This window comes from Cronobacter sp. HA18003 (assembly GCF_011605905.1).
Classification (GTDB): domain Bacteria; phylum Pseudomonadota; class Gammaproteobacteria; order Enterobacterales; family Enterobacteriaceae; genus Cronobacter; species Cronobacter sakazakii.
The window spans coordinates 112,930-135,530 of sequence record NZ_JAANQO010000027.1 but is presented as its reverse complement, the minus strand read 5'-3'; the positions used below and the strand labels follow the sequence as shown (position 1 = coordinate 135,530).

22 protein-coding genes are annotated in these 22,601 nt (G+C 59.1%); 16 read left to right on the top strand and 6 right to left on the bottom strand.

Features of this window, described 5'->3' with window-relative positions; all coding sequences use genetic code 11:
• Nucleotides 1-11 precede the first annotated feature (11 nt).
• Nucleotides 12-1,298, top strand: coding sequence for a TRAP transporter large permease (locus tag G6041_RS20115; RefSeq protein ID WP_012126345.1), 1,287 nt, complete (start codon nt 12-14; stop codon nt 1,296-1,298).
• A gap of 266 nt (nt 1,299-1,564) precedes the next feature.
• Here the strand turns inward: G6041_RS20115 and zntA are convergent, their stop codons facing one another.
• Both zntA and G6041_RS20105 read right to left on the bottom strand, forming a co-directional pair.
• The gene (gene zntA / locus G6041_RS20110) at nt 1,565-3,781 is read right to left on the bottom strand and encodes a Zn(II)/Cd(II)/Pb(II) translocating P-type ATPase ZntA (RefSeq protein ID WP_041460666.1); all 2,217 of its coding nucleotides are present in this window, start codon (nt 3,779-3,781) and stop codon (nt 1,565-1,567) included.
• Between the two features lie 107 nt (nt 3,782-3,888).
• Entirely contained in the window at nt 3,889-4,515 is a 627-nt protein-coding gene (locus tag G6041_RS20105; protein ID WP_004384836.1) for a lysoplasmalogenase, read from the bottom strand.
• A gap of 140 nt (nt 4,516-4,655) precedes the next feature.
• Between G6041_RS20105 and G6041_RS20100 the strand changes: the two genes are divergently transcribed.
• Complete coding sequence (locus G6041_RS20100) at nt 4,656-5,021, top strand: DUF2500 domain-containing protein (protein ID WP_007871728.1); 366 nt, start codon at nt 4,656-4,658, stop codon at nt 5,019-5,021.
• Nucleotides 5,022-5,320: 299 nt separating this feature from the next.
• Here the strand turns inward: G6041_RS20100 and G6041_RS20095 are convergent, their stop codons facing one another.
• Both G6041_RS20095 and rsmD read right to left on the bottom strand, forming a co-directional pair.
• On the bottom strand, nt 5,321-5,590 hold the full coding sequence (locus G6041_RS20095) for a DUF1145 family protein (RefSeq protein ID WP_007871727.1): 270 nt from the start codon (nt 5,588-5,590) through the stop codon (nt 5,321-5,323).
• Nucleotides 5,580-6,176, bottom strand: a complete 597-nt coding sequence (rsmD, locus tag G6041_RS20090; RefSeq protein ID WP_007899901.1) for a 16S rRNA (guanine(966)-N(2))-methyltransferase — start codon at nt 6,174-6,176, stop codon at nt 5,580-5,582. Before rsmD ends, G6041_RS20095 begins: the two co-directional genes overlap by 11 nt.
• A 189-nt stretch (nt 6,177-6,365) precedes the next feature.
• Here rsmD and ftsY point away from each other — a divergent pair, with 189 nt between their 5' ends.
• The 4 genes from ftsY (at nt 6,366) to rpoH (ending at nt 10,757) form a co-directional block, all read left to right on the top strand.
• Nucleotides 6,366-7,919 carry a signal recognition particle-docking protein FtsY gene (gene ftsY / locus G6041_RS20085; protein ID WP_012126348.1) on the top strand — a complete coding sequence of 518 codons (1,554 nt, stop codon included), beginning with the start codon at nt 6,366-6,368 and terminating at the stop codon, nt 7,917-7,919.
• Nucleotides 7,920-7,921: 2 nt separating this feature from the next.
• Nucleotides 7,922-8,590: a cell division ATP-binding protein FtsE gene (gene ftsE / locus G6041_RS20080; protein WP_004384842.1), complete on the top strand. Its 669-nt coding sequence runs from the start codon at nt 7,922-7,924 to the stop codon at nt 8,588-8,590.
• Nucleotides 8,583-9,638: a permease-like cell division protein FtsX gene (gene ftsX, locus G6041_RS20075; protein WP_004384843.1), complete on the top strand. Its 1,056-nt coding sequence runs from the start codon at nt 8,583-8,585 to the stop codon at nt 9,636-9,638. The genes ftsE and ftsX overlap by 8 nt, the downstream gene beginning before the upstream one ends.
• Before the next feature lie 261 nt (nt 9,639-9,899).
• Nucleotides 9,900-10,757: an RNA polymerase sigma factor RpoH gene (gene rpoH, locus G6041_RS20070; RefSeq protein WP_004384844.1), complete on the top strand. Its 858-nt coding sequence runs from the start codon at nt 9,900-9,902 to the stop codon at nt 10,755-10,757.
• Nucleotides 10,758-10,805: 48 nt separating this feature from the next.
• On the opposite strand, the gene pdxR is transcribed toward rpoH, so the two are convergent.
• Nucleotides 10,806-12,299: a MocR-like pyridoxine biosynthesis transcription factor PdxR gene (gene pdxR / locus G6041_RS20065; protein WP_071818040.1), complete on the bottom strand. Its 1,494-nt coding sequence runs from the start codon at nt 12,297-12,299 to the stop codon at nt 10,806-10,808.
• Between the two features lie 118 nt (nt 12,300-12,417).
• On the opposite strand from pdxR, the gene G6041_RS20060 reads away from it, so the two are divergent.
• The 3 genes from G6041_RS20060 to livJ all read left to right on the top strand — a co-directional run bounded on the left by G6041_RS20060 (nt 12,418) and on the right by livJ (nt 16,712).
• The gene (locus G6041_RS20060; protein ID WP_015387162.1) at nt 12,418-13,683 is read left to right on the top strand and encodes a 4-aminobutyrate--2-oxoglutarate transaminase; all 1,266 of its coding nucleotides are present in this window, start codon (nt 12,418-12,420) and stop codon (nt 13,681-13,683) included.
• A gap of 433 nt (nt 13,684-14,116) precedes the next feature.
• A complete protein-coding gene (locus G6041_RS20055) occupies nt 14,117-15,358 on the top strand; it encodes an aromatic amino acid transport family protein (protein ID WP_012126351.1) in 1,242 nt (413 codons plus the stop codon).
• Between the two features lie 250 nt (nt 15,359-15,608).
• The gene (gene livJ / locus G6041_RS20050; RefSeq protein WP_004384848.1) at nt 15,609-16,712 is read left to right on the top strand and encodes a branched chain amino acid ABC transporter substrate-binding protein LivJ; all 1,104 of its coding nucleotides are present in this window, start codon (nt 15,609-15,611) and stop codon (nt 16,710-16,712) included.
• Between the two features lie 279 nt (nt 16,713-16,991).
• Here the strand turns inward: livJ and panM are convergent, their stop codons facing one another.
• The gene (gene panM / locus G6041_RS20045) at nt 16,992-17,384 is read right to left on the bottom strand and encodes an aspartate 1-decarboxylase autocleavage activator PanM (RefSeq protein WP_004384849.1); all 393 of its coding nucleotides are present in this window, start codon (nt 17,382-17,384) and stop codon (nt 16,992-16,994) included.
• Between the two features lie 422 nt (nt 17,385-17,806).
• On the opposite strand from panM, the gene G6041_RS20040 reads away from it, so the two are divergent.
• From G6041_RS20040 to G6041_RS20010, 7 genes are all read left to right on the top strand, one after another.
• A complete protein-coding gene (locus tag G6041_RS20040; RefSeq protein ID WP_012126353.1) occupies nt 17,807-18,076 on the top strand; it encodes a hypothetical protein in 270 nt (89 codons plus the stop codon).
• A gap of 67 nt (nt 18,077-18,143) precedes the next feature.
• Nucleotides 18,144-19,070 (top strand): high-affinity branched-chain amino acid ABC transporter permease LivH, encoded by a 927-nt coding sequence (livH, locus tag G6041_RS20035; protein WP_004384851.1) that lies wholly within the window; start codon nt 18,144-18,146, stop codon nt 19,068-19,070.
• The gene (locus G6041_RS20030) at nt 19,067-20,347 is read left to right on the top strand and encodes a high-affinity branched-chain amino acid ABC transporter permease LivM (protein ID WP_004384852.1); all 1,281 of its coding nucleotides are present in this window, start codon (nt 19,067-19,069) and stop codon (nt 20,345-20,347) included. The genes livH and G6041_RS20030 overlap by 4 nt, the downstream gene beginning before the upstream one ends.
• On the top strand, nt 20,344-21,111 hold the full coding sequence (livG, locus tag G6041_RS20025) for a high-affinity branched-chain amino acid ABC transporter ATP-binding protein LivG (protein ID WP_007778908.1): 768 nt from the start codon (nt 20,344-20,346) through the stop codon (nt 21,109-21,111). The genes G6041_RS20030 and livG overlap by 4 nt, the downstream gene beginning before the upstream one ends.
• Before the next feature lies 1 nt (nt 21,112).
• Nucleotides 21,113-21,826, top strand: a complete 714-nt coding sequence (gene livF / locus G6041_RS20020) for a high-affinity branched-chain amino acid ABC transporter ATP-binding protein LivF (protein WP_012126354.1) — start codon at nt 21,113-21,115, stop codon at nt 21,824-21,826.
• Between the two features lie 138 nt (nt 21,827-21,964).
• Nucleotides 21,965-22,186, top strand: coding sequence for a type II toxin-antitoxin system Phd/YefM family antitoxin (locus tag G6041_RS20015; protein WP_012126355.1), 222 nt, complete (start codon nt 21,965-21,967; stop codon nt 22,184-22,186).
• Nucleotides 22,186-22,554: a type II toxin-antitoxin system death-on-curing family toxin gene (locus G6041_RS20010; RefSeq protein ID WP_012126356.1), complete on the top strand. Its 369-nt coding sequence runs from the start codon at nt 22,186-22,188 to the stop codon at nt 22,552-22,554. The genes G6041_RS20015 and G6041_RS20010 overlap by 1 nt, the downstream gene beginning before the upstream one ends.
• Nucleotides 22,555-22,601: the final 47 nt, after the last annotated feature.

Here is a 22,601-nt window from a genome sequence, read left to right as displayed (position 1 = left end):
CGGGGAACGTTATGGACGCATTTATCTTACTGGCCACGCTGGCGGTGCTGCTGGCGCTCGGGATGCCGGTCGCTTTCGCGGTGGGCCTGAGCGCCATCGTGGGCGCGCTCTGGATAGATCTGCCGCTGGAGGCGCTGATGATCCAGATAACCAGCGGCGTTAACAAATTCACGCTGCTGGCGATCCCGTTTTTTATCCTGGCGGGCGCGATTATGGCCGAAGGCGGCATCGCCCGACGGCTGGTGAACTTCGCCTATCTGTTTGTGGGGTTTATCCGCGGCGGGCTGTCGCTGGTAAATATTGTCGCCTCGACGTTTTTCGGCGCGATTTCCGGCTCGTCGGTGGCGGATACCGCATCTATCGGCAGCGTGATGATCCCGGAGATGGAAAAGAAAGGCTACCCGCGCGAATACGCCGCGGCGGTCACGGCGAGTGGCTCGGTGCAGGCGATTCTTATTCCGCCCAGCCATAATTCGGTTATCTATTCGCTGGCGGCGGGCGGCACCGTGTCTATCGCGACGCTGTTTATCGCGGGCGTATTACCGGGGTTGCTGCTGGGGCTGAGCCTGATGGTGCTCTGCATCGCCTTCGCCCGGCGGCGCGGCTACCCGAAAGGCGAGCGGATCCCGCTCAGGCAGGCGCTGAAAATTTTCATTGATGCGCTGTGGGGGCTGATGACGGTCGTGATTATCCTGGGCGGCATTCTGACCGGCGTGTTTACCGCGACGGAATCGGCGGCGGTGGCGTGCCTGTGGGCGTTTTTCGTGACGATGTTTATCTATCGCGATTACCAATGGAGCGAACTACCGAAGCTGATGTTCCGCACCGTGAAAACGGTGACGATCGTGATGATCTTAATCGGCTTTGCGGCAGCGTTCGGCGCGGTGATGACGTATATGCAATTGCCGATGCGCATTACAGAATTCTTCACGACGCTGTCGGATAACAAATATGTCATCCTGATGTACCTCAACATTATGCTGTTGTTGATTGGCACGCTGATGGACATGGCGCCGATCATTTTGATCCTGACGCCGGTGCTGTTGCCGGTCACCAACCAGCTCGGCATTGATCCGGTGCATTTCGGGATGATCATGATGGTGAATCTTGGGATCGGGCTGATTACGCCGCCGGTGGGTTCGGTGCTGTTTGTGGCGAGCGCCGTCAGTAAGAAGAATATCGAAACCGTGGTGCGCGCCATGCTGCCGTTTTATGGGGTGCTGCTTATTGTGCTGGCGATGGTGACTTACATTCCGGCCATTTCGCTCTGGCTGCCGCGAGTGTTAGGGATGATGTAAGGGCGGTGGCGGGTGTTCAGGTTGAGGTGGCGGGTGTTGAGGTGGCGGGTGCACTTCGTTTACCCGCCCTACGAATATTCCGGCCGCTGTAATGTAGGGTGGGTAAGCGCCGTTGAGATGGCGGGTGCACGTTGTTTACCCGCCCTACGAGTATTCGGGCCGCTGTAATGTAGGGTGGGTAAGCGAAGCGCACCCACCGTATCAACCTTCCGCCCTGAACGTAGGGTAGGTAAGCGAAGCGCACCCACCGTGTTCCATGTTCCCCGTCAGCCGCGTTTACGCAACAGCCTTAACGCATTGGCGGTCACCAGCACCGTCGCACCCGTATCGGCCAGCACGGCCAGCCACAGGCCGGTCAACCCGAGCAGCGTCGTCACCAGGAAAACGGCCTTTAACCCCAGCGCAATCGCGATGTTCTGACGAATATTACGGTGCGTGGCGCGGGCAAGCGCGATCATCTCCGGCAGCGCCGCCAGCCGGTTGTGCGTCAGCGCCGCGTCGGCGGCCTCCAGCGCCACATCGGTGCCGCTGCCCATCGCAATGCCGATGGTCGCGGCTTTCATCGCAGGCGCGTCGTTAATACCGTCGCCGACCACCGCCAGCGGCGCGCGGGCTTTAAGCGCATTGACCGCTGTCACCTTATCCGCAGGCAGCAGCCCGGCGCGATATTCCATACCTAACTCTGCGGCAATTGCCGCCGCCGCGCGCGGGTTATCGCCGGTCAGCATCACACTCCCCACGCCGAGCGCCCGGAGTTTCTCCACCGCGTCGCGGGCGTCGGCGCGCTGCGTATCGCGAAGCGCCAGCGTGCCGAGAAGCCGATCGCTTGCGGTCACCACGATCACCGTCTGGCCCTGCGCCTCCTGCGCTCGGATACGCGCCTGCCAGTCCTCCGGAAGCGCAATGCTCACTTTATCCGGCGCGCTGATGCGAAGCAGGCGGCCCTCCACCTGCGCTTCAACACCCGCTCCCGCCAGCGTGCGCTGCGCACCGGCGCGAAGCGTCGCCACGCCGCGCGTGGTCGCCTCGCGCACCACCGCCTGCGCCAGCGGATGCGTGCTGCCCTGCTCAACGGCTGCGGCGTAAGCCAGCAGCGCTTCCGCTTCCAGTCCGTCGACCGGATCGATTGCCGTGACTTGCGGCGTGCCCGCCGTCAGCGTGCCGGTTTTATCAAAAGCAATTTGCTCAACGCGCCCCAGCGCTTCCAGCGCGGCACCGCCTTTAATCAGCGCGCCAAAGCGCGTGGCGGCTGCAAGGCCTGATGTGATCGCCGCAGGCGTCGAGATCACCAGCGCGCACGGGCAACCAATCAGCAGCAGCGCCAGCGCTTTGTAAATCCACGGCAGCCAGGGCGCGGCAAACAGCAATGGCGGAATAAGCGCCGTCAGCAGCGCCGCCGCCATAATGACCGGGGTATAGATGCGGCTGAAGCGATCGATAAAGCGCTCAATCGGCGCGCGTTTCGATTCCGCCTCTTCAATGAGATGCAGAATGCGGTCAATGGCGCTGTCGCCGGGGCGTGAAGTGACTTCAAGCGACACCAGACGATCGACGCTGGTCGCGCCGGCAGGGACTTTTTCGCCTGGCTGGCGCTCAACCGGCAGCGATTCGCCGGTCAGCGCGCTCTCATCGAAACTCGCCGCCGCGGCGAGCAGTTTGCCGTCTGCCGGAAGCCTGCCGCCTGCGGCCACTTCAATCACATCGCCGGGCTGAAGCTCGCTTATCGCTACGGTTTCGCGCGCCTCGCCGCGCAGGCGCACCGCCGTTTCCGGGCGTAACGCCACCAGCGCGCTGACGCCGCTGCGCGCACGATTCGCCGCCCATCCTTCCAGCCGCTCGCCGACTAAAAAGAGCAGCAGCACCATTGCCGCTTCTTCACTGGCCCCGATAATCAGCGCGCCGGTGGCAGCCACGCTCATCAGCGTTTCGATGGCGAACGGATTGCCGCTGCGGATAAGACGCCATGCCTGACGCGCGACCGGGAACAGCCCGACCAGCGTGGTAATGGTGAACGCGATGCGTCCCGCCAGCGGATGCAACTGCTCCAGCGCCCAGCTTAGCGCCATAAAAGCCGCGATAACGAGAATCGGCAGGTTTTCACGTAAGCCGGAAGGCGTCGCGGGCGCGGCGGCATTTGCCTCGCGCAGCGTATAACCGGCGGCGCGTACCGCCTGTTCAATGGCCTCGCGTTGTGATGCGGGGGCGTCCACCACCAGTTTTTCGGTCGCGAATAATACCTGAACCTGACGCACCTCCGGCACCTGACGCACGGCGTTCTCCACTTTGCGGGCGCAGGCGGCGCAGTCCATACCGGCGACCTGCCAGCGTAGCGCGCCTGCGGCTTCCTGCACCGGTTGCGGGTTTTCGCAAGAGTCGCTTTCGCAACAGGCTGCTTTGCTGATGGCCGGTTTTTGCGGTGCTGAAATCGGCGTCATTTTCGCGAACTGCGGCGTCGCGCGAGGCTTTTCAGAAGGGGTGCGCATGGCGTCCTCCGGTAATGATAATTTTCTCATTACCAGAGCTTACACTCTGGAGTCGACTCCAGAGTCAAGGAGATTGTGGGCGGCATTTCACCGCCCGTCGTGGTTGTTTACAGATACAGCGAGCGGACAATCATAAAGTGGCCCGCGAAATAGCAGGCGGCGGCGATGGCGCTGTCGGCAGTAAAGCGCTTACGGTAGTGGCTGCCGAGCCAGACGACCGCGTTCAGCAGCAGCAGCACCGCGCCGACGAAGCCGGAGAAGCTGGTGTCGGTCGGGCGGAAGAAATAGAGCTCGCCCGCAAGCCACACCATTACCAGCGTCATGCCGATATAGGTACAAATCGGCCAGCGGAGATCGCCAAGGCGCGTCCAGATAGTCGCGATCAGCGCCGCGCCTATCACCAGCAACGCCAGCGGCAACGGCCAGAAAAAGGAGAGCGTCATCTGGCTCGCGAACCAGACGGTATAGAGCAGGTGCGACAGGAAAAACGCCCCGAAGGCGTACAGCAACTGCTGGCGCGGCAGCAGCGTCAACGCATCACCCGCGAGCGTCGCCACCAGGCCTGCCAGCACCAGATAGCCTGTCGGGCTGGCGAGCGGCGCCTGCCAGCCGAGCAGCAGTAACAGCAGCAGCGTTAAAGGTTTAAAGATCCAGCGTTGCCAGGTGGCACCGCGGTAAGATGCATCGACATACAGCCAACCGGATAAAAAGACAGCAATAAACGACCAAAGCATGATAAGTCCCTGATTCAGTTATTGTAACGTGCGCATACCGCGCACGGCCCTTGATTTCAGTCTAGTGGTCAGACGGGCGAGATGACAACGCCTGGCGCTGCGGGGTATTCTTAAAAAGAGTTAAGCCGCCGGGACCTGTCATGAGTAAGCCACCGCTTTTTTTCATTATTATCATCGCGTTAATCGTCGCGGCCGCTTCATTTCGCTATGTGCAGCAGCGGCGCGAGAAAACAGAAAATGACGCGGCCCCGGTCACGCAGCAAGACGTAGTAGTGGCCAGCAAGCGGGAAAAACCCGTAAACGGGCGGCGTTCGCGCGAACAGCAGGTCGCGCCGCCTGCGCAAACCGTGCGGTACGAAGCGACGTTTCGCCCGCAGGAAGGCGGGGCGGAGATGCGGTTTCGGCTGGATGAGGCCCATTACCACCAGTTGACGGTGGGCGATGAGGGCCAGCTGGTGTATCAGGGAACGCGTTTTCTGGAGTTTGTTCCTGCGCCCGCGCGTTAAGGCGGCACGGCGGGTGCGCTTCGCTTACCCGCCCTACAAAAATGACTTGCCGCGCGTTAACCTGGCATGGCGGGTGCGCGTTGCTTACCCGCCCTACAAAAATGACTTGCCGCGCGTTAACCTGGCACGGCGGGTGCGCGTCGCTTACCCGCCCTACAAAAATGACTTGCCCGTGCGTTAACGTGGCACGGCGGGTGCGCGTTGCTTACCCGCCCTGGGGAAATGATGCGCCTGCGCGTTAACGTGGCATGGCGGGTGCGCGTCGCTTACCCGCCCTGGGAAACTACCTGCCGCGTTTGTTAGCGCGGCTTCTTCTGATTTTTCTGCCAGGCGATCAGCTCAAACACACCGAAGATAAAAATCCGCGCCTGCTGGAAACGGCTTAACGGCGGGGCGTCTTTCGGCTGCGTGGCGCGCAGCAGCGATAATTGCAGAATATGCATGATTATCATGAAAAATAGCGCCACGTTGACGAAAATATTCAGCGGGCGCGGGAACGGCTGGATCACGTTCAGCAGCAGAAAGCCCCACACGCCCAGCATCAGCAGGCGTCCCAGATTAATCAGCATTTTGCTCTCCTTGTGATTCGCGCAGATAAAGCCGGTACGCCACCTGGCCCGCCACTTTCTCGCGATGCAGTTGCCAGCTTGCAGGCACCGGCGGCAGGCCGTTTTCTACTTCGCTTTCAACGTAAATCAGCGCCTGAGGCGCCAGCCAGCCGCGCGTCTCCAGCAGGTTCAGCGTCTCTTCCAGCAGCCCTTTACGAAACGGCGGATCGACAAACACGATGTCGTGCGGCTCGCCGGTCTGGTTCAGAAAATTAAGTGTGTTAGTGTTCACTACCTTTGCTGCGCTGGATTTGAGCGTAGCAAGGTTTTTCTGAAGCTGCTGCGCGACGCCGCGTTCCATCTCTAAAAGCGTGGCGTCGGCGGCGTAGCGGGAGAGCGCCTCCAGGCCCAGCGCGCCGCTGCCGGCGAAGCAGTCCAGACAGCGCGCGCCCACCAGATACGGCGCCAGCCAGTTAAATAAGGTTTCGCGCACGCGGTCGGTGGTGGGGCGCAGACCGGGGCTGTCAGGCACCGGCAGTTTTCTGCCGCGCCACTGTCCGCCAATAATGCGGATCTGGCCGCTACCCGAGGAGGTTGGTTTCTTCATTATGCTCACACGCTTTTCTGTTCAGGCTGCTATTCTAGCGGCGCAAACGGGCGGGCGAAACCTCCGTGCGGCGGTATGCCGCCCCGGCGGGAAAGTGGTAGACTCACTTATTCATTCGCAATTTTTTCAGTACCCTGAGCCAGACGACGGGACTGCGCCATGTATTAACCGCGAGGAGTGCATTCGCCAATGGCAAAAGAGAAGAAACGTGGCTTTTTTTCCTGGCTGGGTTTTGGCCAGAAAGAGCAGGCAGAAACGGAAGCCGAACAACAAGAACAACACGTAACAGAACAACCCGCGGCGACAGAAGCGCGAGTTGAGCCTGACTCGCAGACGCAAACGACCGCGCAGGAGACCACGCACTCCCTGGCCGAGTCTGAAAAATTCGCCGATGACGTCGTGGCCGTCAGCGAAAGCGTGATTCATGAAGAAAAAGAGAGCGCACAGCCGGAAACTGTCGAGACGTCGGTTGAGGCAGAGCCGGAAGCCGTAAAACCAACGGCTGCGCAAGCGGAAGAGTGGCTGCCGGAGCAGGAAGAAAACCGCGCGCCGGTAGCGCTTGCGCCTGAAGTTGTCGCTGAACCACAGCCAGAAGCGTCCCCGGAAACGATCGTTGAAGAAGACGTCATTGAAGAAGCGGCTGTTGAAGAAAAAGCCGTCGAGCCTGCGGTGGAAACGCCGCACGATGCAGACGAGATTGCTGAAGACGCGCCGATTAGCGAAGAAGAATTAGTCGCGCTGGCGGCTGACCCGGAAGCCGCGCTGGAAACCGAGCCGGAAGAGGAAGAAACCGCGCCGGTTGCAGAGCAGGAAAAACCCACCAAAGAGGGTTTCTTCGCGCGACTTAAACGCAGCCTGCTGAAAACCAAAGAAAATCTCGGTTCCGGATTTATCAGTCTGTTCCGCGGCAAAAAAATCGACGACGATCTGTTCGAGGAGCTCGAAGAGCAGTTGCTGATTGCCGATGTGGGCGTGGACACCACGCGTAAAATTATCGCCAATCTCACCGAAGGCGCGAGCCGCAAGCAGTTGCGCGATGCCGAGGCGCTCTACGGCCTGCTGAAAGAAGAGATGGGCGAGATCCTGGCGAAAGTGGACGAGCCGCTGAATGTCGAAGGCAAAACGCCGTTTGTTATCCTGATGGTTGGCGTCAACGGCGTGGGTAAAACCACCACTATCGGTAAACTGGCGCGTCAGTTTGAGCAACAGGGCAAATCGGTGATGCTGGCGGCGGGTGATACCTTCCGCGCCGCCGCGGTGGAGCAGCTCCAGGTCTGGGGGCAGCGCAATAACATTCCGGTTATCGCGCAGCATACCGGCGCGGATTCCGCCTCCGTGATTTTCGACGCCATCCAGGCGGCGAAAGCGCGCGGCGTAGATGTGCTGATTGCCGATACCGCCGGGCGTTTGCAGAATAAATCGCACCTGATGGAAGAGCTGAAAAAAATCGTCCGCGTGATGAAAAAGCTCGACGAGAACGCGCCGCATGAAGTGATGCTGACTATCGACGCCAGCACCGGGCAGAACGCCGTCAGCCAGGCGAAGCTGTTCCACGAGGCGGTAGGGCTGACCGGCATTACGCTCACTAAGCTTGACGGCACCGCCAAAGGCGGCGTGATCTTCTCAGTGGCCGATCAGTTTGGTATTCCGATTCGCTACATTGGTGTGGGCGAACGTATTGAAGATTTGCGTCCGTTTAACGCGGGCGACTTTATTGAGGCACTTTTTGCCCGAGAGGATTAACCATGATTCGCTTTGAACATGTCAGCAAAGCCTATCTCGGTGGGAGACAAGCGCTGCAGGGGGTGACGTTCCACCTGCGGCCAGGCGAGATGTCATTTCTTACCGGCCACTCCGGCGCCGGTAAGAGTACGCTGCTGAAGCTGATTTGCGGTATCGAACGGCCGAGCGCCGGGAAAATCTGGTTTGGCGGCCATGAGATAAGCCGCCTGAAAAACCGTGAAGTGCCGTTCCTGCGTCGTCAGATCGGCATGATTTTCCAGGATCACCATCTGCTGATGGACAGAACGGTCTACGATAATGTGGCGATCCCGCTGATTATCGCGGGTGCCAGCGGCGAAGATATTCGCCGTCGCGTATCGGCGGCGCTGGATAAGGTCGGTCTGCTGGACAAAGCGAAAAACTTCCCGATTCAGCTCTCCGGCGGCGAACAGCAGCGCGTGGGCATCGCCCGCGCCGTGGTCAATAAACCGGCTGTGCTGCTGGCGGATGAACCGACGGGCAACCTGGATGACGCCCTCTCGGAAGGCATTCTGCGTCTTTTCGAAGAATTTAACCGCGTCGGGGTGACGGTATTAATGGCGACGCACGACACCGGGCTTATCTCACGGCGCAGCTACCCGGTGCTCACCCTGAGCGAAGGGCATTTGCATGGAGGCCGTGTTGGTGAATAAACGTGACGCGCTGAATGAAATCCGGCGCTTTAGCAACAAACTGGATAATTTCCGTAAACAGCGTTCTTCCGGTGAAACAGGACGGCCTGTGCAGAAGCGAAATAAAGGCTCCAACACCAAAGGCAAATCGCGTCAGGGCGGCATCAATGAACAGGTGCGTTACGCCTGGCAGGGCGCGCTTGCCGATCTGAAAAGCAAACCGCTCGCCACGTTTTTAACGGTGATGGTAATTGCTATTTCGCTGACGCTGCCGAGCGTCTGCTACATGGTTTATAAGAATGTCAGCGAGGCGGCGACCCAGTATTACCCGTCGCCGCAGATTACGGTCTATCTCGATAAAACGCTCGACGATAACGCCGCGCAGCAGGTGGTGGGGCAGCTCCAGGCCGAGCCGGGCGTGGCGAAGGTCAATTACCTCTCGCGTGACGAGGCGCTTGGCGAATTCCGCAACTGGTCGGGCTTTGGCGGCGCGCTGGATATGCTGGAAGAAAACCCGCTGCCCGCCGTGGTGGTGGTCGAACCGAAGCTCGATTTCCAGAGCAGCGAAGCGCTCAACACGCTGCGTGACCGCGTGGCGAAGCTTCAGGGCGTAGACGAAGTGCGCATGGATGACAGCTGGTTTGCGCGGCTGTCGGCGCTCACCGGGCTGGTCGGGCGCGTCGCGGCGATGATAGGTGTACTGATGGTCGCGGCCGTGTTCCTGGTTATCGGCAACAGCGTGCGCCTGAGCATTTTCGCGCGCCGTGACACCATCAACGTGCAGAAACTCATTGGCGCGACGGATGGTTTTATCCTGCGTCCATTCCTGTACGGCGGCGCGCTGCTCGGGTTTACCGGCGCATTACTTTCATTGATTCTGTCAGAAATCCTGGTGATGCGGTTATCCGCCGCCGTGACGGATGTGGCGAAAGTTTTCGGCACCACCTTTGAAATCAGCGGGTTATCCTTCGATGAGTGTCTGCTGCTGCTGCTGGTCTGTTCGATGATCGGCTGGGCGGCCGCCTGGCTTGCCACGGTGCAACATTTACGTCACTTTACCCCCGAGTAAAAAATATTTGTTATAATCATCCCCTGCTACGAGTTCCCGTCAGCAGGGGATGCGTACCGTGAACTTCCGCTTCTCCTGCCCACGCTTTTTCATAGCAATGTCACATTTTGTGCGTAATTTATTCACAAGCCTTACGTGAACTTGTGGATAAATTCACGGTCTGATAAAAGAGTGGCTGATATTCTCGTTGCTCAAACATGCTGGCCCGTTTGTTGCCTGATGGGGACGAACGCCAGTCCGATGTCGATTGAGAGGATTTGAATGACCAAAGAAATGCAAACTTTAGCTTTAGCCCCGGTCGGTAACCTGGATTCCTATATCCGGGCGGCCAACGCCTGGCCGATGTTGTCGGCAGACGAAGAGCGGGCACTGGCTGAAAAGCTGCATTACCAGGGCGATCTGGAAGCAGCGAAAAAGCTGATCCTGTCTCACCTGCGTTTTGTTGTTCATATCGCTCGTAACTACGCGGGCTATGGCCTGCCGCAGGCGGACCTGATCCAGGAAGGCAACATCGGCCTGATGAAAGCGGTGCGTCGCTTCAATCCGGAAGTGGGCGTGCGTCTGGTCTCTTTCGCCGTGCACTGGATCAAAGCTGAAATTCACGAATATGTGCTGCGTAACTGGCGCATCGTGAAAGTCGCCACCACCAAAGCGCAGCGTAAGCTGTTCTTTAACCTGCGTAAAACCAAGCAGCGTCTGGGCTGGTTTAACCAGGACGAAGTGGAAATGGTGGCCCGCGAGCTGGGCGTTTCCAGCAAAGACGTGCGTGAAATGGAATCGCGTATGGCCGCGCAGGACATGACCTTTGACATGTCCCCGGACGATGACGCGGGTGACAGCCAGCCGATGGCTCCGGTGCTGTTCCTTCAGGATAAGTCTTCTAACTTTGCCGACGGCATTGAGGATGACAACTGGGAAGAACACGCCGCCGACAAACTGACCGATGCCATGCAGGGTCTCGACGAGCGCAGCCAGCAGATCATTCGCGCGCGCTGGCTGGATGAAGACAACAAAAGCACGTTGCAGGAACTGGCCAACCGCTACGGCGTCTCAGCCGAACGCGTGCGTCAGCTTGAAAAAAATGCGATGAAAAAGCTGCGTGCCGCGATAGAAGCGTAAGCCGCGTCAGCCTGATGACACACCCCGCCTTAAGCGGGGTGTTTTGTTTTATGCGCGGCGTAAAAGCGCCGGGTAAGCCGCTTCAATACATGCCAGCAGCGCTTTAAACGCGCCCTCCATTTTCTCCTCCGCCACGCAGGCGAATCCCATCAGCAGGCCGCGACGCCGGTTTTCCGTCAGGTAATAGCGCGACAGCGGGCGCACCAGAATATCGCGCGCGTTGGCAAGACGGGCTATCTCCACATCGTCCGCGTCATCCGGCAGATTCAGCACCAGATGCAGCCCGGCGTTATCGCTGAAATCCGACAGCGCCTCCGGCCCCAGATAGCGCGTAATCAGCGTTGTCAGACACGCCCTGCGGCGGCCATACAACAGGCGCATCCGCCGGATGTGGGCACTGTAATGCCCGGCCTCGATAAACTCCGCCAGCGCCGCCTGGATAATCGAATGGCCGCCGCGATAAAGCTCGGCATGCGCGGTTTTCATCTCGTGCGCCAGCGCGCGGGGCAGCACTACATAGCCGATGCGCAGGCCCGGATAGAGCGTTTTGCTGAAAGTGCCGATGTAGATCACCGGCGGGTCCGCCACCAGCCCCTGCAACGCCGGGATCGGCTGGCCGGAAAAGCGAAATTCGCTGTCGTAGTCGTCTTCCACGATCCAGCTGCCGGTCTGGCGCGCCAGCGTTAACAGGCGCTGGCGCCGCTCAAGGCTCATGACCGCGCCCAGCGGATACTGGTGCGACGGCGTGACGAAAATCAGCCGCGGCGGTGTCCCGGCGCTCTCCGGCGGCACCATGCCCGCGCGGTCCACCGTCACCGGTGTAATGTTTACCTCATTCATCTGCAACACATGGCGGATGCCCCAGTACGAGGGCTCTTCCACCCACGCCGTATCACCGCCGTCGCACAGCATACGCGCCACCAGGTCGATAGCCTGATGAATCCCTTCGGTGATCAACACCTGATCCGCCGTGCAGTGAACCGATCGCGATACGCGCAGATAATCCACCAGCGCGCGCTGTAGCTCCGGCGTGCCGCCCTGACAGCTATAGGTGAGGCGCTGCGGGCTGGGACGGCGGCTGATCCGCGCCTGAATTTTGCTAAAGAGCTGATGCGGAAAGGCGTGTACGTCCGGCACGCCGGGGATAAACGCGCCCCACTGTTTCGGGCTGGCGCTGACCTGCCCAAGCAGCGTTTTCCCGCGTGAGGAGAACCCCGCATGCGCAACGCGATCGTGCTGCCCCTGGGCCACCGGCGGCGCAGATAACAGGCTGTCCGGCAGCATTCCGGCGACGAACGTGCCACTACCGGCGCGAGAGGTCACATATCCTTCTGCCAGTAATTGTTCATAAACTGTTAACACAGTGTTGCGAGAAAGGCCGAGCTGCTGGGCGAGATCCCGCGAGGCGGGCAGGCGGCTTTGCGCAGGCAGGCTACCGTCAAGAATAGTCAGGCGCAGCGCGTTATAAAGCCGCTTATGCAGACGTTCATCGCGCTGTTCGCCGAGGCGAAGCAATAAGAGATCGGACACTAAAGAATGCAATTGGATCCCTCATTTATTCGAAACTGGTACTCGATTATAGGGCCATAGCCTGGGTAAATAAACGTCACTGTTTCAGGTTTGTTGCTAAAAAGTGACGTTTATCAGCAGGAGAATGCGGGTGAAAAATTCAGAATTGAACCAACGTCGTCAGAGCGCCACCCCACGTGGCGTCGGCGTCATGTGCGGCTTCTATGCCGAAAAAGCCGACAACGCCACCCTGTGGGACGTGGAAGGCAACGAGATTATCGACTTCGCAGCGGGGATTGCGGTGCTGAACACCGGCCATCGCCATCCGCGCGTGGTGGAGGCCATCGAAAACCAGCTGCGCGCCTTTACGCACACGGCGTACCAGATAGTCCCTTACGAAAGCTATGTGGCGCTTGCGGAGCGCATCAACGCCTGCGCGCCGATTGACGGCCCGGCGAAAACCGCGTTCTTCACCACCGGCGCGGAAGCGGTGGAAAACGCCGTGAAAATCGCGCGCGCGTATACCCGTCGCCCTGGCTTAATCACCTTCGGCGGCGGCTTTCACGGGCGCACGTTTATGACGATGGCGCTCACCGGCAAAGTGGCACCGTACAAAATCGGCTTCGGCCCGTTCCCGGGCTCGGTGTTCCACGCGCAATACCCGAACGCCCTGCACGGCGTGTCGGTGGATGACGCGATGGCAAGCCTGGAGCGTATTTTCAAAGCCGATATCGCGCCGGATCAGGTGGCCGCCATCGTGCTGGAGCCGGTACAGGGCGAAGGCGGTTTCAACGTCGCGCCGCCGGCGTTTATGGAGGCCCTGCGCGCGCTGTGCGACGAGCACGGCATTCTGCTGATTGCCGATGAAGTACAGAGCGGCTTTGCGCGCACCGGCAAACTGTTCGCGATGGAGCATTACGGCGTGAAGCCGGATCTGCTGACGATGGCGAAAAGCCTTGCGGGCGGGATGCCGCTCTCGGGCGTGGTCGGGCGCGCGGAAGTAATGGACGCGCCTGCGCCGGGCGGCCTTGGCGGCACCTACGCCGGTAACCCGCTGGCGGTCGCGGCAGCGCACGCGGTGCTGGATGTGATTGAGCAGGAAAATCTCTGCCAGCGCGCGAACGAGCTGGGCCAGCATCTGCAGGAGGTGCTCAACCAGGCGCGGACGTACTGCCCGGCGATTGCCGAAGTTCGCGGGCAGGGCTCGATGGTGGCGGTAGAGTTTAACGATCCGCAGACCGGCAAGCCGTCGCCTGAGTTTACGCAGCAGGTGCTGACGCGCGCCCGTGAAGAGGGGCTGCTGCTGCTGAGCTGTGGCGTTTACGGCAACGTTATCCGTTTCCTTTATCCGCTGACCATTCCGGATGCGCAGTTCAGCAAAGCGCTGGAGATCCTCTCCCGCGCGCTGGGGCGCTAACGGCGAGGGCAGCTTAAACGGCGGGTGCGCACGGCTTACCCGCCCTACATAAAAGCGCAGCCTCTGGCCGTAGGGTGGGTAAGCGCAGCGCACCCGCCATGTGAGGCAAAAAAAAACAGCCCGTAGGGTGGGTAAGCGTAGCGCACTCCCCGAAACAGACCGTAGGGTGGGTAAGCGTAGCGCACCCACCGTGCAAGGCAGACCAAACCCTGCCGTAAAACGAACAGGAATTACCCCGAGGGCGCCCGCTTTATGGCCTGGCCGCCGCGCAGCAGCGGGCCATAACGGCGCGTCTTTGGGGTGACCTGCGAAGGAGCACGCTTCGGGAGGCTGACAGGCCCGAAGCTTAAATATCTCACTTGCTAACACAACAACACACCGTGAACACAACCGCTTCCGGTGGTGATAGCCGCCGGATATTTAAGGAAGAACTATGTCTGAGAACACCACTTCCGCCTCACTGTGGGCGTCCCGAGAGCGGGCAGCGTCATCCCCTAAATCCCTGAGCTTCGTTGAAGGCGTCGCGATGATCGTCGGCACCAACATCGGCGCGGGCGTACTCTCCATCGCCTATGCCTCCAGCAAAGCGGGCTTTATGCCGCTTCTCTTCTGGCTCGCCCTTGTCGGCGTATTGACCACTATCACCATGCTGTATGTCGCGGAAGCGACGCTACGCACCCGCGCGCATTTGCAGTTAAGCGGCCTCGCCGGGCGCTATGTCGGGCGCATCGGCGCCTGGCTGATGTTCGCGTCGGTGTGCGTTAACAGCGTCGGCGCGCTCACCGCCTACATGACCGGCAGCGGCAAACTGTTAAGCTCGCTTATCGGCGTCTCGCCCGCCATTGGCAGCCTGATTTTCTTTATTCCGGCGGCGGGCATTCTCTGGCTCGGGCTGAAGGCTATCGGGCGCGGCGAGAAATTTATCAGTATCGGCATGGTGGTGATGATTGCGGTGCTGGTGGTCGCCACGCTTTTGCATGAATCGACACAGATGCGCTGGCTGCTGGATGGCGACTGGCGCTACATGGTGCCGGTATTTAACGTCACCGCCTTCTGCTTCGCGGCGCAGTACATTGTGCCGGAGATGGCGCGCGGGTTTGCTGATAAACCCGAAAAGCTGCCGAAAGCGATTATCGTCGGGATGGTGATTACCTTTACGCTGCTGGCGCTGGTACCGCTGTCGGTTATCGCGCTGAGCGGGCTTGATAACATCTCTGAAGTGGCGACCATCTCCTGGGGCCGGGCGCTCGGCGAGTGGGCGTTCTTTTCCGCCAATATTTTCGCACTATGCGCGATGCTCACTTCTTACTGGGGGCTTGGTGGCAGTTTCCTGACCAATATCTTCGACAAATTCCGTCTCGGCGACGACGCGCAGCCGCTTAAACGCCTCGGCGTGCTGGCGGTCGTGGCGCTGCCGCCGTTCGCGCTGGCCTACAGCGGGCTGGTCTCTTTTGTGAACGCGCTCTACTTTGCGGGCGTCTTCAGCGGCGTAATCCTCTCCATTATGCCTATTCTTATTTTGCGCGGCGCGCGCCGTCGCGGGGAGATAACGCCCCGCTGGCAGTGTAGCTGGAGCACGCACCCGCTCATCCAGGGGCTGATTGTCCTGCTCTATGTCGCCAGCGCGATTTACGCGGTGCTCTCCGCCTTCGGTTATCTGCCCGCAGGCTGGTAAAACCCGATAACCCGCCGCGTGGCAGGCGCGGCGGACGTTTTTTCGCCACTTCCCACCATAATTGACGTGAAAAATAGTGATTCCAAATTCATAAAAATGGGGTATGTTTTTAGCAGAGTATGCTGCTTTTTGCCGGGCGGCAGGGCTTAAAACTAATATTAAATGCTGCGCTGATAAGCGAAGCGGAAATAAAGTAGCGAAAAACAACAACATCACAACTGCAATAACCACAAGAATGGGGAACCTCAGGATGAAAATGAAGGGCAAAGCGTTACTGGCAGGCGCAATTGCGCTGGCGATGAGCAGCATGGCGATGGCGGAAGATATTAAAATTGCCGTAGTGGGCGCCATGTCTGGCCCGGTAGCGCAGTATGGCGATCAGGAGTTCACCGGCGCCGAGCAGGCGGTGGCGGATATCAACGCCAAAGGCGGCATCAAAGGCAACAAGCTGGTTATCACCAAATATGACGACGCCTGCGACCCGAAACAAGCGGTGGCGGTCGCGAACAAAGTGGTGAATGACGGCGTGAAATATGTCATCGGCCACCTGTGCTCCTCTTCCACCCAGCCGGCGTCTGATATTTATGAAGACGAAGGCATTCTGATGATCACGCCAGCGGCGACGGCACCGGAGCTGACCGCGCGCGGCTATCAGTTGATCCTGCGCACCACCGGTCTCGATTCCGACCAGGGCCCGACCGCAGCGAAATACATTCTTGATAAAGTGAAGCCGAAGCGCATCGCTATCATTCATGACAAACAGCAGTACGGCGAAGGCCTGGCCCGCGCGGTGCAGGACGGCCTGAAAAAAGGCGGCGCGAACGTGGTCTTCTTTGACGGTATCACTGCGGGCGAAAAAGATTTCTCCACGCTGGTGGCGCGTCTGAAGAAAGAAAACATCGATTTCGTTTACTACGGCGGTTATCACCCGGAAATGGGCCAGATCCTGCGCCAGGCGCGTTCCGCTGGCCTGAAAACCCAGTTTATGGGGCCGGAAGGCGTGGCGAACGTGTCGCTGTCTAATATCGCGGGCGATTCCGCCGAAGGCATGTTAGTCACCAAGCCGAAGAATTACGATCAGGTGCCGGCGAACAAACCGATTGTGGACGCTATCAAGGCGAAGAAACAGGATCCGAGCGGCGCGTTCGTGTGGACCACCTATGCCGCGCTGCAGTCGCTGGCCGCGGGCCTGAATCAGAGCGACGATCCGGCGGCCATCGCCAAATACCTGAAAGCGAACTCTGTCGATACCGTGATGGGTCCGCTCTCCTGGGATTCAAAAGGCGATCTGAAAGGGTTTGAGTTCGGCGTGTTTACCTGGCATGCCAATGGTACAGCGACCGACGCCAAATAATTTCCCCGGCCTCTTTCGCACTACAGTTTTGTAGGGCAGGTAAGCGCAGCGCACCTGCCTTTCAGGTAAACCCGGCGGGTGCGCAGGCTTACCCGCCCTACAGCCGGAGATTGAAGGGGTAGTAGGGCAGGTAAGCGCAGCGCACCTGCCTTAATATGTAAACCCGTCGGGTGCGCGGGTTTAACCGCCCTACAACGGGGGCCTGAAGGAAATGTAGGGTGGGTAAGCGAAGCGCCCCCACCTTATTACGCCACACCTTCTAACAACAGCAACCCGGCCTCACGGCTCCAGCCGCTTCACCCAGCCATCCTGCTGCGCCGCAAATCCCAGCGTCTGCATAAACGCGTTCATCACGTTGTAATCTTCCACGCCAATATCCATCACCCACCACTCCGTCATCGACGGGTTATCGCGGATCGTCTCTTCAATCAGGTAATGCCCGACGCCGCGCCGGCGCGTCACTTCGCGCACCCGCAGAGAATCCATCGCGCCTTCAGTGCCGCGCAGCGTCACGCGCACCGCGCCCAGCAGCCTGTCGTTAAAACGCGCGGCGTAAATTCGGTGGTTCTCATCAAGACGTAACGATTCAGAAGGATATTCCGGCCAGATTTTCGCGAGGTCGATTTTGTCCTGTTCGCTCAGGGTATGCAGACGAAGAATGGTGAGTTTCATAATAGCCTTTCCGCCAGGGATGAATCTCTGAGTTTACCCGATTTTTCAGGGCCGCTGGACGCTCCGGTGAGATCTATTCGGTAGCTGATTAGTTTTTGTCTTATTCATTAGGTAGCGTGAAAGCGCGGGGAATGAAATTTAACCAGCAGATAACGCTGAATGGCAGCGTTTTATCTGGCTAATAATGTCGATATTTTATGCTGACCGCTGCGCTTTTTTTTGTTTATCTCGGGTATATTTCAGAATATTATCTTTGCTTAATAGACTGAAAAATAGATGTTTTAATTATAGTTTCGCTAAAAGCCACGCTAACTCATTAAAGAGACAGGTAAAAGTAGCGTTGTCTATTAAAACGACAGAATATTTTTTAACCATAATAAAACTAATCAGCAACACACACATCACGAACGGGGATTCTGAGAATGAACAGCAACGCAAAGCGCTGGCTTGCGGGGATGGTTGCGCTGGCGCTATCTCAGGCAGTCAATGCGATGACCGTCAATACGGCGGTGGGAAGTGGCGTTAGCAGTGCCGCGCCTGCCGCACTAACAGGTAACCGACACGCTTTCAGCGCGAATGTCGTAAACGGGCCGCTGAACTGGGATGAAAAAAGCGATCTGAAAGGATTTGTCTCTGTGGTTTTTGAGCGGCAGACCAACGGGTCGTTAACCGTTCTGCGTAACGAGTCGTAGTCAAGCACACCCGATATTCATCCCGCCTGCTGGCGCGTTGTCCGGCAGGATTTAATAAGGTTACGTTATGTCCGAGCAGTTTCTCTATTTTCTGCAGCAGATGTTTAACGGCGTCACGCTGGGCAGTACTTACGCGCTGATCGCCATCGGCTACACCATGGTTTACGGCATTATCGGCATGATCAACTTCGCCCACGGCGAGGTGTATATGATTGGCAGCTATGTGTCATTCATGATCATCGCCGCGCTGATGATGATGGGCATTGATGCCAGCTGGCTGCTGGTCGGCGCCGCGTTTATCGGCGCGATTGTCGTCTCCAGCGCCTACGGCTGGAGCATCGAGCGCGTGGCGTATCGCCCCGTGCGCAGCTCCAAGCGTCTGATTGCGCTAATCTCCGCCATCGGGATGTCTATCTTCCTGCAAAACTACGTCAGCCTGACGCAGGGCTCGCGCGACGTCGCGCTCCCGAGCCTCTTTAACGGCCAGTGGACCATCGGCAGCAGCGAAAACTTCGCGGCCAGCATCACCACCATGCAGCTGGTTATCTGGGTCGTGACCTTTATCGCGATGCTCGCGCTCACGCTGTTTATCCGTTACTCCCGCATGGGCCGCGCCTGCCGCGCCTGCGCTGAAGATCTGAAAATGGCGAGCCTGCTTGGCATCAACACCGACCGCGTTATCGCGCTGACCTTTGTGATTGGCGCGGCGATGGCGGCGGTGGCGGGCGTGCTGCTCGGCCAGTTCTATGGCGTGATTAACCCCTACATCGGCTTTATGGCCGGGATGAAAGCCTTCACCGCGGCGGTGCTGGGCGGCATCGGCAGTATTCCGGGCGCGATGATTGGCGGCCTGATTCTGGGCGTCACCGAATCGCTCTGCTCGGCGTATCTGAGCACGGAATATAAAGATGTGGTGTCGTTTGCCCTGTTGATCGGCGTCTTGCTGGTGATGCCGACCGGTATTCTGGGTCGCCCGGAGGTAGAAAAAGTATGAAACCGATGCATTTTGTGGCGGCGCTGCTGGCCGCCGCCATGTTCTTCCTGCTGGCCGGGATTTTTATGGGCGTTCAGCTGGAGCTGGACGGTACGCGTCTTGTGGTCGATACCGCCGACAGCATTCGCTGGGAGTGGATTGCCATCGGCACCGGCGTGGTCTTTTTATTCCAGCTTTTACGTCCGCTGTTCCAGAAGGGCCTGAAAAACGTCTCCGGGCCGAAGTTTATTCTGCCGGCGATTGACGGCTCGACGGTAAAACAGAAGCTGTTCCTGCTGGCGCTGCTCGTTGTTGCCGTGGCGTGGCCGTTTATGGTGTCGCGCGGAACGGTGGATATCGCCACGCTGACCATGATTTACGTGATTCTGGGCCTTGGCCTGAATGTGGTGGTGGGGCTTTCCGGCCTGCTGGTGCTCGGCTACGGCGGTTTCTACGCCATCGGCGCTTATACCTTCGCACTGCTGAACCACTACTACGGGCTGGGCTTCTGGACCTGTCTGCCGCTGGCGGGCCTGGTGGCTGCCGCCGCCGGTTTCCTGCTCGGCTTCCCGGTGCTGCGCCTGCGCGGTGACTATCTGGCGATCGTGACCTTAGGCTTTGGCGAAATCGTGCGTATTCTGCTGCTGAATAACACGGAGATTACCGGCGGCCCGAACGGCATCAGCCAGATCCCGAAACCGACCTTCTTCGGCCTGGAATTCAGCCGCACCGCGCGCGAAGGCGGCTGGGATACCTTCAGCAACTTCTTTGGCGTGAAATATGACCCGAGCGACCGCGTGATTTGGCTCTATCTGGTGGCGTTGCTGCTGGTGGTGTTCTCGCTGTTTGTCATTAACCGCCTGCTGCGTATGCCGCTCGGCCGCGCCTGGGAAGCGCTACGTGAAGATGAGATCGCCTGCCGTTCGCTCGGCCTGAACCCGACGCGCATCAAGCTGACCGCGTTTACCATCAGCGCCGCGTTCGCGGGTTTCGCCGGAACGCTGTTCGCGGCGCGCCAGGGCTTTGTCAGCCCGGAATCGTTCACCTTCGCGGAATCGGCATTCGTGCTGGCGATTGTGGTGCTGGGCGGCATGGGCTCGCAGTTCGCGGTGATCCTGGCGGCTATCCTGCTGGTGGTCTCGCGCGAGCTGATGCGTGATTTGAACGAATACAGCATGCTGGTGCTGGGCGGCCTGATGGTGCTGATGATGATCTGGCGTCCGCAGGGATTACTGCCCATGACGCGCCCGCAGTTGAAACTGAAAAATGGTGTGAGCAGTAAAGGAGAGCAGGCATGAGTCAGCCTTTATTATCCGTCAGCGGCCTGATGATGCGCTTTGGCGGCCTGCTTGCCGTCAACAATGTCTCTCTTGAGCTGCGCGAGCGTGAAATCGTCTCGCTGATTGGCCCGAACGGGGCCGGTAAAACCACGGTGTTCAACTGCCTGACCGGTTTTTATAAACCGACGGGCGGCACCATTATGCTGCGCGACCAGCATCTCGAAGGCCTGCCGGGCCAGCAGATCGCCCGGATGGGCGTGGTGCGCACCTTCCAGCACGTGCGTCTGTTCCGTGAAATGACGGTGATTGAAAACCTGCTGGTGGCGCAACATCAGCAGCTAAAATCCGGGCTGTTTTCGGGCCTGCTCAAAACCCCGGCGTTTCGCCGAGCGCACAGCGAAGCGCTCGATCGCGCCGCCACCTGGCTTGAGCGTATCAATCTGTTACAGCACGCCAACCGCCAGGCGGGCAACCTGGCGTATGGCGACCAGCGCCGTCTGGAGATCGCCCGCTGCATGGTGACGCAGCCTGCGATCCTGATGCTCGACGAACCGGCGGCGGGCCTGAACCCGAAAGAGACCAAAGAGCTGGACGAGCTGATTGTCGAGCTGCGCAACCATCACAACACGACCATTCTGCTGATTGAGCACGACATGAAACTGGTGATGGGCATTTCAGACCGTATTTACGTGGTAAACCAGGGGACGCCGCTTGCCAACGGCACGCCGGAACAGATCCGCAATAACCCTGACGTGATTCGCGCATACCTGGGTGAGGCATAAGATGGAAAACGTGATGTTATCTTTTGACAGGGTGAGCGCGCACTACGGCAAAATCCAGGCGCTGCATGAGGTCAGCCTGCATATCCGCCAGGGCGAAATCGTCACCCTGATCGGCGCGAACGGCGCCGGAAAAACCACGCTGCTCGGCACGCTGTGCGGCGACCCGCGCGCGAGCACCGGGAAAATCGTCTTTGATGGTAAAGACATTACCGACTGGCAGACCGCGAAAATTATGCGCGAGGCGGTGGCGATTGTGCCGGAAGGCCGCCGCGTCTTCTCCCGCATGACGGTGGAGGAGAACCTGGCGATGGGCGGCTTCTTCGCCGATCGCCCGCAGTATCAGGAGCGCATTCAGCGCGTGTACGATCTCTTTCCGCGCCTGCACGAGCGCCGCATCCAGCGCGCCGGTACGATGTCCGGCGGCGAACAGCAGATGCTGGCGATTGGTCGCGCGCTGATGAGCCAGCCGCGCCTGCTGCTGCTGGACGAACCGTCGCTTGGCCTGGCGCCCATCATCATCCAGCAGATTTTCGACACCATCGAACAGCTGCGCAAAGAAGGGATGACGATTTTCCTGGTCGAGCAGAACGCCAACCAGGCGCTGAAGCTCGCCGATCGCGGCTATGTGCTGGAGAATGGTCACGTGGTGCTGGAAGACACCGGCGAAGCGCTGCTTGCCAACGAAGCGGTGCGCAGCGCGTATCTGGGCGGTTGATTCACCCGTACGGCCCGGCGGCGTAATGCATGCCGGGCACACGCCATATTTAAGCCGGGCAAGGCATTTTTCGCCGCCCGGCTTTTGTTTTACGTACATCTTAGTTGTACAATTAACTTGTACCTTAAAGGAGGGCGTATGCGTACCATGAACTATAGCGAGGCGAGACAACAGCTGGCTTCTGCACTGGAATCGGCGGCGGCCGGTAGGCCGGTGACCATTACCCGCCGTGGCCATAAATCAGCGGTGATCATTAGCGCAGAAGAATTCGAGCGTTATCAGGCCGCAAAGCTGGACGCGGAATTTGCGGAGATCATGGCTGTGCACGGTAATGAAATCAGGGAGCTTGCGGATAAATAATGACGATTCATTTTATCTCAGCGGAAGAGATAGTCCGTTTCCATGACCGTCTGTTGCAGGTCACGCCGGGCATTACCGGTATGCCTGATCCAGGGCGGGCCGAAGCGCTGATGTACCGCGTGCTCAATAAATATGAGTATGAGGGCGTTAACGATATCTGGCTGCTGGCGGCCATGCATTTGCTGGCGATTGCGCGCGGCCATATTTTTAACGACGGTAACAAACGTACGGCGCTATTCATTACACTGTTGTTTCTTAAGCGAAACGGTATTGATGTGGCGGCAAATCCGGCTTTTGTTGAGATGACCGTCAACGCGGCGGCAGGGCGTTTGACGCTGGAAGAGATTGCTGCCCAGCTTCGCGCTTAACTCACGTCATCAGACCATCACCGGCGCGTCATTTCTCTGCCGCTCTT